Below are 6,922 nucleotides of genomic sequence, written 5' to 3' on the forward strand. Positions count from 1 at the left end.
TAGCAGCGGCGTTCCTGTTCGTCATCCCGGCTTTTTTTCTTACACGTTCAGCTGAACAACTCATCGATCACGACATAATTGAAAAGATCGGATGGGCAGCAATTGTCAGTTGCATTCTCGGACGCACTTGGTGCTCGCTCTATATTGGCGGGCTTAAAAATAGGAGTGTGATTAAGCTTGGCCCGTATTCCGTGGTGCGAAATCCGCTCTACGTTTTCTCCGTGGTTGGGGGAATTGGCGTTGGCCTTTCGTCGGAAAGCATTTTTTTCGGCCTTGTAGTTGGCCTGCTGGTATTCGCCGTCTTCCAGATTGTAATTCGATATGAAGAGCGTCACCTCAATGGGAAGCTCGGTGCTGATTACAGCCAATACAAAGCCAGAGTACCTAGATGGCTACCGAACCCGCTTTTATGGAGGGATGTCAGGGTGGTTGAGGTTTCACCGCATATAGTTGCGAGAGTATTTCTTGACGCCATGATTTTCATATTGGCGATACCTTTCTTCGAAGTACTCGAACGATTGCAGGACGCCGGGATCACTCCGATCCTCATGCGCCTGCCTTGAAAGGGGTGCGAGACGAGGAACGCATTACCTACGGCGCGAGGCGGATTAAGCAGCAAATTTCCCAATGCTCATGATTTCTTGGTGATCGCGATTTCGAGCCTGTGTCCATAAGGGGATCGGCCAAACGAGCCTTCGCTACCGATCCCCCATTAGAGCCGTAAATGCAAAAAGAGCCCGCCGACCGGATTGACCGGCGGCGGGCGAATTTTAATGGTTTGACTATTCGAAATTGCCAGGAAGGGCTTTTGCAACCAGGGTTTGGATCAGGGAATCCGCCACATCCTCGACAAGCATGTTTGCCTCAACTGCGGCTTCGATAAAGGCGCTTCTCGCCTCCTCCACCGTGACCGCTCCTTTAAGCGCGGCCGAACAGGCAATTTTAGCGCGCTGACACACTGGACCACGTCGGGCTTTGTGCCAGTTGTGTTTCAGAAATTCGAATGCATCGTTAAGGGTACCGATAGTCTCGGGTTTTTTGCCTTGCCGGCGCAATATCAGTGGTCTGAAGGCGTTTTCTTCCATGTTCGGAAACGTGAATAATCAGAGAAATGTTCCTACCACATTAACCTGCCGACGCATTGCGCAGCAGCATTTTAACTTTGCATGTCTCGTACCGCACTAAGAGGGAACATCGCTATTTCGAGGGCGGAACCACCGCGGACTGCCTACACTGGTAAGCCCGAGTCCGCGGAAGGGCTAACCACTCTAATAAATTATCGTGAATTGACCGCAAGCATCGATAGGCGCAGTTTTTTAGGGTTAATGCGTCTAAACGATTGGCAACAACGAGGCTCGGTCTCTCCTCAACTCCTCTGCCGAGCCTCAACCATCACGGGCTAGCAAGAGAGAATGTCGACGCTCATTATCTGCATCGTTTTTGTGTTGCTCACCTGGGTGGGATGCCAGGTATTTCCTCCACAACCCAACAAATGGCCCTGACCGGCAGGGCGATGGAATTATTTGCTCTGCGGATACGTCAGCTCTGACTTCCGAGTTCCATTCATATTATCGATCTTGGTGGTCAGGACCTCGACCTTGACCGATACGGCGTTGATATCCTTCCTCAACGCTTCGATGATGGTATCCGCAATGCGATCCATCCGCTGGTTCTGAGCCTGGTCCGATATCTGCAGGTTTTGAACCTGCATCGGCAAGATCATCAGCTGATCAAATTTGGCATCAGTTTGCTTGGCTCTTTCCAGAGACATAGCGTTTTGGTTTTGAACCTGAACCTGCATGGACTCAAGGCCATTGGACAGATCCTTGACGTAGCTGGCAATGCCCCAACCAACACCGAGCACTGCCAGGATCGTCGGTAAATTAAAGTGGCCATACCAAGGACGTAGCATATCGGGTTTCCAATCTGTCCTGTTGTCCGTCATTTCATGCCCTTGTTGATGCGAGTGCGGAGATCATCCGTCCGAAACCGATTCTTCTATTTCTTAGCGTCCGGTAGCCCGGCAGCGATGATTGCTTTGACATCCGGCAGCTTCGAAATGACGATCTCTGCCAGTTGTTCGTTGGACAGCTTGAATGCGTCGATCGCGTCCGGATTTTTGGACCTGATGTAATCGATTGCGTCCACTACCGCCGGGGAGATCGAAGAGAGAGCATCGGGAAGCTGTATCCCTGCTCGCGAGGCCGCATATTTCAGCGCGTTGAACGCGGAGGTATGCAACGCCAATCGTAATCGTTCCTCGATCTCCTTGCGCTTGGCCTCGTCGGTTGATTGCAGCAAAGCTGCCAACTTGGCCGCAAGCCAGGTGACGAGGATGGGCCCTGCGGTCGAAACCAGCATGACAACGACCGGCTGAACGATCTGCCAGATATCGTAAAGCCAAGAGCTTGGAGCGATGACCTGATCCTGCGCGAACGCAGGATCGATCATGACGGCAAACATGACGGCTAAGGAAAGCAGCACGTTCATCCCCGCCCCCTTACTTCGCATTCTTCGCATCGCGAAGGGCGATGGTGATGGTCGCGTAGACCTCAGCGGCCTTGACCAGCGCGGTCGAAGCCGTGACCGAGCTCGGGTCTACGCAGACCTTCTGAGCGGCCTCATAGGCTGCAGCTTCTTTCGCCACGGTCTTGGCAGAAACGCTGCCGCTGATCGAGACGGTGATGAACGCAGCATGAGCCTGATTGATCAGGGAACAGGTTCGAGGAAGGTTTTTCTGAATGGCGCTATCGATATTCGTGGTGGTGCAGGCGGACAGCACAAGGGCTGCCGCCGCTGCGAAAAGCAGAGTGCGCATGGTCGTTCTCCGTTGAAATATCTGGGATCAGATGAGTTGGCCGAGTGCGTCCTTGCGGACATCGAACGAAGGACAGGCCTTCGCTGCATACTGGTTGTGACCAGTAACTTTCTTGACCGCCGGATATTTGGCGATCAGACCGTTCACGATGGCGAGAAGCGCTGCCTTCTGCGCTGGCGTTCTCGTATCCTTAGGCGTCTTCCCGTCAGCAGCGACACCGCCGACGTAAACGACCCCGAGCGTGCCGGTGTTGTGGCCGGCGACGTGCGATCCGATTTCGGCTTCAGGTCGGCCGGCCTGAACCGTGCCATCCAGCAGAACGACATAGTGGTAGCCGATGTCCTTCCAGCCCTGCGCCTTGTGCCAGCCGCGGATCGTGTCGACCGAAACCGCCCTGCCCTCTGGCGTGGCCGTGCAGTGCACGATGATTTCGTTGATCAATCGCGAGGCCTTAGGCTGCTTCGAAAGCAATGTCTTGATAGAATCCGAAACCGCCGAGTAATCGGGCAGCGGCGCCGGCTGCGCGACAGCCGCGACACCCTTGAGCGCCTCGACAATGGCCGTTCTGGAAGCCGGACCAAGATCGCCGTCGATTTTGCCGTTGTAATAGCCGAGCGCGCGCAAGCGCTCCTGCACTTCCTGAGAAGTTGCCATGGACATTTCCTTTGTGTGGGTTAACTCAACGACGGACTAGACAGCCGTCTGCTCCGGACACATGATCCTCGCCTTGGGTCTGGGGATCAGAAAATATATGAAGCGAGTTTTACTGGCGGCTGTTGCAGCCCTCATTACAGCGCCTGCGCTTGGCAGTGATGCAAGTATCATTGGCACGGCCAGCGTCATCGATGCGGACACCATCGAGATACACGGCCAGAGGATCAGGATATTCGGAGTCGACGCGCCAGAAGGGCGTCAGACCTGTGAAGACGGGAAAGGCAAGGCATACCGGTGTGGCCAGATTGGCAGTTTTGCTCTGGACGAGTTGCTTCAACGCTCTCAACCAGTTGGCTGCAAGGCCGTCGATCGGGACAGATACGGACGCATCGTAGCGAATTGCATCAACTCCAAAGGTGACAATCTTGCGTCCTGGCTGGTCACTCATGGCTACGCAATCGACTATCCCCAATATTCCAAGGGTCTATATGCTGCGGAGGAAAGAGTTGCGCGAGCCACCAAAGCCGGAGTGTGGAAGGGCAAGTTTATGAAGCCGTGGGATTACCGGAAGCTGAACCGGTAATGGCCGCGATCGTTCACTCCGCAGCCAATTGGCTAAGGATGTTATATGCAGCCACCCACACTGGCCCAAACGTCTCTTCCCATCCTGCTCCGTAAACATTCGGCATTACCATCTGGACCAAAACCATGTCCCAAGTGAAGAGTTGCGCATTGTTGAACTGGTTGCGGCAGGTCTGCTTTTTGGATGCTGGCGTCACTGTATTGATGGCCGCATCGAAGTCCTCGAACTTCCCTTCATTGTCCAGCATGGTGTAAAATTGATCGGGTGATAATGGGCACTCAATCGGGGTCAATACCGGAGCCACATATGGACCAATGACGCCACCTTCAGCGAGGAATTGAGGCCAAGGTGAAACATCACTATCGTGGCTCGGTATCCAATAAGTTTGATCGTCATCGCCTTTGGCCTCAATGACGCCATTTTCCTGCGGCGTCGCCCATCTTGCTGATACGTATTTCATTTACATCCTCGCGTTAAAGGCGACATTGGCATAAGCACGAGTGGTGCATGAAATGTCTGCATTGAGCGGCGTCGATTGGTTCAAAACAAAGCCTGGGTTGCCTGTTGGATTGGTAGCGGTTGGACTTGCCCGCATGTAAGTCGGAAAGAACACCGATGAATTCGGGGCTGATGGTGGTTGAATAATTACACCGGCCATAAGGAACCAATATCGCTCGCAATCTCGCAAAGCCTCATAGTAGTCTTGAGGAACCCATTCTGGCGCAACACCTGTGGAGGCAGGGTCAGCGTACAAGCCAACATCAAACACTCGAAAACATTGGTATTTGCCCCGAGACCATTTGATATACCGGTGCCACCCAAGAAGTTGCCAGTGGCCCATACATCCGGCGTTGTGTTGAATGTTGATCCACTTGCCAACGTAATATTAAGCTGAGAACCCTGCCCGTTATCATTGGGCCATGTTCCACCGGTGGTGCAGGCGGGAATTACCTTTGTAATCTCCACATCAGTGTTTGCCTGTCCTGCGGAGATAGTGAAATTAGACACCCAAGTGCGTGTGGCTGTGACAGGATTTTGATAGGAGATGGAGTAGGTTCCGGCCGGCCCTCTGAAACCAAAACGCAAAACAAGTTGCTGTCCGGTTGTTCCGTTCCATCCTAGATCGGCTAGGCGACTTCCCTCCAATTTCTGCGTGAGGCAAAGATACTCACCCGCGGCAAGAGAGGTATCAGCGGTTGTTACTGACAAGCGCACTCGATATGCGGATCCGCGAGGTGTCTTTGACCCCACACGCCCGAAGCTGACAACACCAGCACTCGTGCTGAAACTAGAAAACCATTGGTCAACAGCGTGCCAACCAGCTGTGCCGCTTGAACCGCCACCCGACTCTTGAGCAACCGCCATCTGCGCGTTAACGATTAAATTTCTCAGATTGGCGCGAGCAATGTTGGAATGCAGCTGTATCTTCTGAGCCGAGCTCAACGACTGGGACACATCAGTGCGCGCCACCTGAGTGAGTGCCGCCTTAAGCGCTAATGCGGATGTCATAGTAGCGGCAAAAGCAGGATCATCACCGAGTGAAGCGGATATCTCATCGAAGGTGTTCATGTTCGATGGAGCGCCAGTCTGCATGGCTGCAAGGATCAAGCTGTACACTTGATCCACACGCAACTTGACGGTCAGGCCGTCCTTCTGCGCTGCGAATTCATGCAGCATATTGGGTAGACCGGTTGAAGGAAGGTCTTCAATCTCAATGATCGCCATAAGTTATGCCCTCGCTGCCCAACCGGTTGCATGTCCTGCATCACCCTGCGCCCATACAGCGATGTTGTATCGGCTCAATGCCCGAGCGCCCATTGAGACTTCAGATACAGGAGGGTTAACTGTGAAGACATCTTGAATGGCAGTGATATAGACTTGGGGAGTCCGAGCGAAGTTGACGGTTTGAGTCGCGTAATGAGTCATCAGCTTCGGATCCATCACATCATTTTCAATGGTGTACGATGGTGTAGCTGGGTCATATCCAGCATCACCGAATGGTGCAGAGGCTCCATAACCATCAGCTGTGAGAAGGTTTTTGTTGGCCAGGTTTGTTATGGTCGGAACGTTTGAGGAGTTGGTTATAACTCGAGCAAAGATGATGTCATCAAAGGTACTATCAAACTTGATATTGGTCTCCACCAACGCCGTGGGATTATAGACGTTATTGGCCACATCGATCAGGCGGAATCCATTCGTTGGATCCCATCGAAGATGATACGTTTTTGACGGGTCGGTCGCGAAGTCCGTTTGCGATGTCGTTACCGTGAAAATGCCGCGGTGCAGGAAGTCCACGCCGCCGGGGAGCCTCACCTGTCCTGTTCCCGGAGATGTGACAATAATGCGCCCATCGGTATTGATAACCTCGGGAAAGATAGGAAGGCGAGCCCGCGCCTGCGTCATCAGGATGTAGCCGGCGGGATTGCCGCCAGTTGCCGCATCAATAAGGGCCAGCACCGCCTGACGCACCGTTGTGTTGTCGGCGTCCGAAGGCGTGATACCGGCAAATCCCACAAGATCACCGAGCTCGGCTTCAACACGATTGAAAAGCGCATTGAATAGTCGCTGATCAGCGGGCCCACAAGGAAAGCCGTTCGCAACTTCTTCAGGAGTGGGAAGCCGCTTTTCGCCGGCATTCGCAAAGGGTGGAGACCAATCAGCCATGTTTCAATCCTTCACATGCAGTCGTAGGGTTTAACGTCGATTTCGCACATCCACTCGGCATCCCGGGTCAACGGACCGGTAATAATGAAGGTGCCATTTTCGGTTACCAGTTCGTCGCCGTTCTCGGTCCCGAGCGTCAGACCGTCTGCAGCATAGGGCTCGCAGAAACCGCCCCATCCGTCCCCGAATCCGAAGACGTGGAC

At 53.5% G+C, this 6,922-nt stretch carries 11 protein-coding genes; 2 read left to right on the top strand and 9 right to left on the bottom strand.

Features of this window, described 5'->3' with window-relative positions; genetic code table 11:
- A partial coding sequence (locus AAAB35_RS25205; RefSeq protein WP_340671046.1) for an isoprenylcysteine carboxylmethyltransferase family protein occupies positions 1–563 on the top strand: 563 nt, incomplete at its 5' end.
- 219 nt (positions 564–782) lie between these two features.
- On the opposite strand, the gene AAAB35_RS25210 is transcribed toward AAAB35_RS25205, so the two are convergent.
- From AAAB35_RS25210 to AAAB35_RS25230, 5 genes are all read right to left on the bottom strand, one after another.
- Complete coding sequence (locus AAAB35_RS25210) at positions 783–1,085, bottom strand: DUF982 domain-containing protein (protein WP_340671047.1); 303 nt, start codon at positions 1,083–1,085, stop codon at positions 783–785.
- Between the two features lie 434 nt (positions 1,086–1,519).
- Positions 1,520–1,945, bottom strand: a complete 426-nt coding sequence (locus tag AAAB35_RS25215; protein ID WP_340671048.1) for a hypothetical protein — start codon at positions 1,943–1,945, stop codon at positions 1,520–1,522.
- Positions 1,946–1,998: 53 nt separating this feature from the next.
- Positions 1,999–2,490, bottom strand: a complete 492-nt coding sequence (locus tag AAAB35_RS25220) for a hypothetical protein (protein WP_340671049.1) — start codon at positions 2,488–2,490, stop codon at positions 1,999–2,001.
- Between the two features lie 10 nt (positions 2,491–2,500).
- Positions 2,501–2,818, bottom strand: a complete 318-nt coding sequence (locus AAAB35_RS25225; protein ID WP_340671050.1) for a cell wall anchor protein — start codon at positions 2,816–2,818, stop codon at positions 2,501–2,503.
- 27 nt (positions 2,819–2,845) lie between these two features.
- On the bottom strand, positions 2,846–3,472 hold the full coding sequence (locus AAAB35_RS25230; protein ID WP_340671051.1) for an N-acetylmuramoyl-L-alanine amidase: 627 nt from the start codon (positions 3,470–3,472) through the stop codon (positions 2,846–2,848).
- A 97-nt stretch (positions 3,473–3,569) separates the two neighbouring features.
- Here AAAB35_RS25230 and AAAB35_RS25235 point away from each other — a divergent pair, with 97 nt between their 5' ends.
- Positions 3,570–4,055: a thermonuclease family protein gene (locus AAAB35_RS25235; RefSeq protein ID WP_340671056.1), complete on the top strand. Its 486-nt coding sequence runs from the start codon at positions 3,570–3,572 to the stop codon at positions 4,053–4,055.
- 13 nt (positions 4,056–4,068) lie between these two features.
- Here the strand turns inward: AAAB35_RS25235 and AAAB35_RS25240 are convergent, their stop codons facing one another.
- From AAAB35_RS25240 to AAAB35_RS25255, 4 genes are all read right to left on the bottom strand, one after another.
- Complete coding sequence (locus AAAB35_RS25240; RefSeq protein ID WP_340671052.1) at positions 4,069–4,515, bottom strand: hypothetical protein; 447 nt, start codon at positions 4,513–4,515, stop codon at positions 4,069–4,071.
- A gap of 185 nt (positions 4,516–4,700) precedes the next feature.
- On the bottom strand, positions 4,701–5,780 hold the full coding sequence (locus tag AAAB35_RS25245) for a hypothetical protein (protein ID WP_340671053.1): 1,080 nt from the start codon (positions 5,778–5,780) through the stop codon (positions 4,701–4,703).
- A gap of 3 nt (positions 5,781–5,783) precedes the next feature.
- Complete coding sequence (locus AAAB35_RS25250) at positions 5,784–6,719, bottom strand: hypothetical protein (RefSeq protein WP_340671054.1); 936 nt, start codon at positions 6,717–6,719, stop codon at positions 5,784–5,786.
- Positions 6,720–6,730: 11 nt separating this feature from the next.
- Positions 6,731–6,922 (bottom strand): hypothetical protein (locus AAAB35_RS25255; RefSeq protein WP_340671055.1); only part of this gene is annotated, 192 nt, incomplete at its 5' end.

The organism is Phyllobacterium sp. (assembly GCF_037994425.1).
GTDB lineage: Bacteria > Pseudomonadota > Alphaproteobacteria > Rhizobiales > Rhizobiaceae > Phyllobacterium.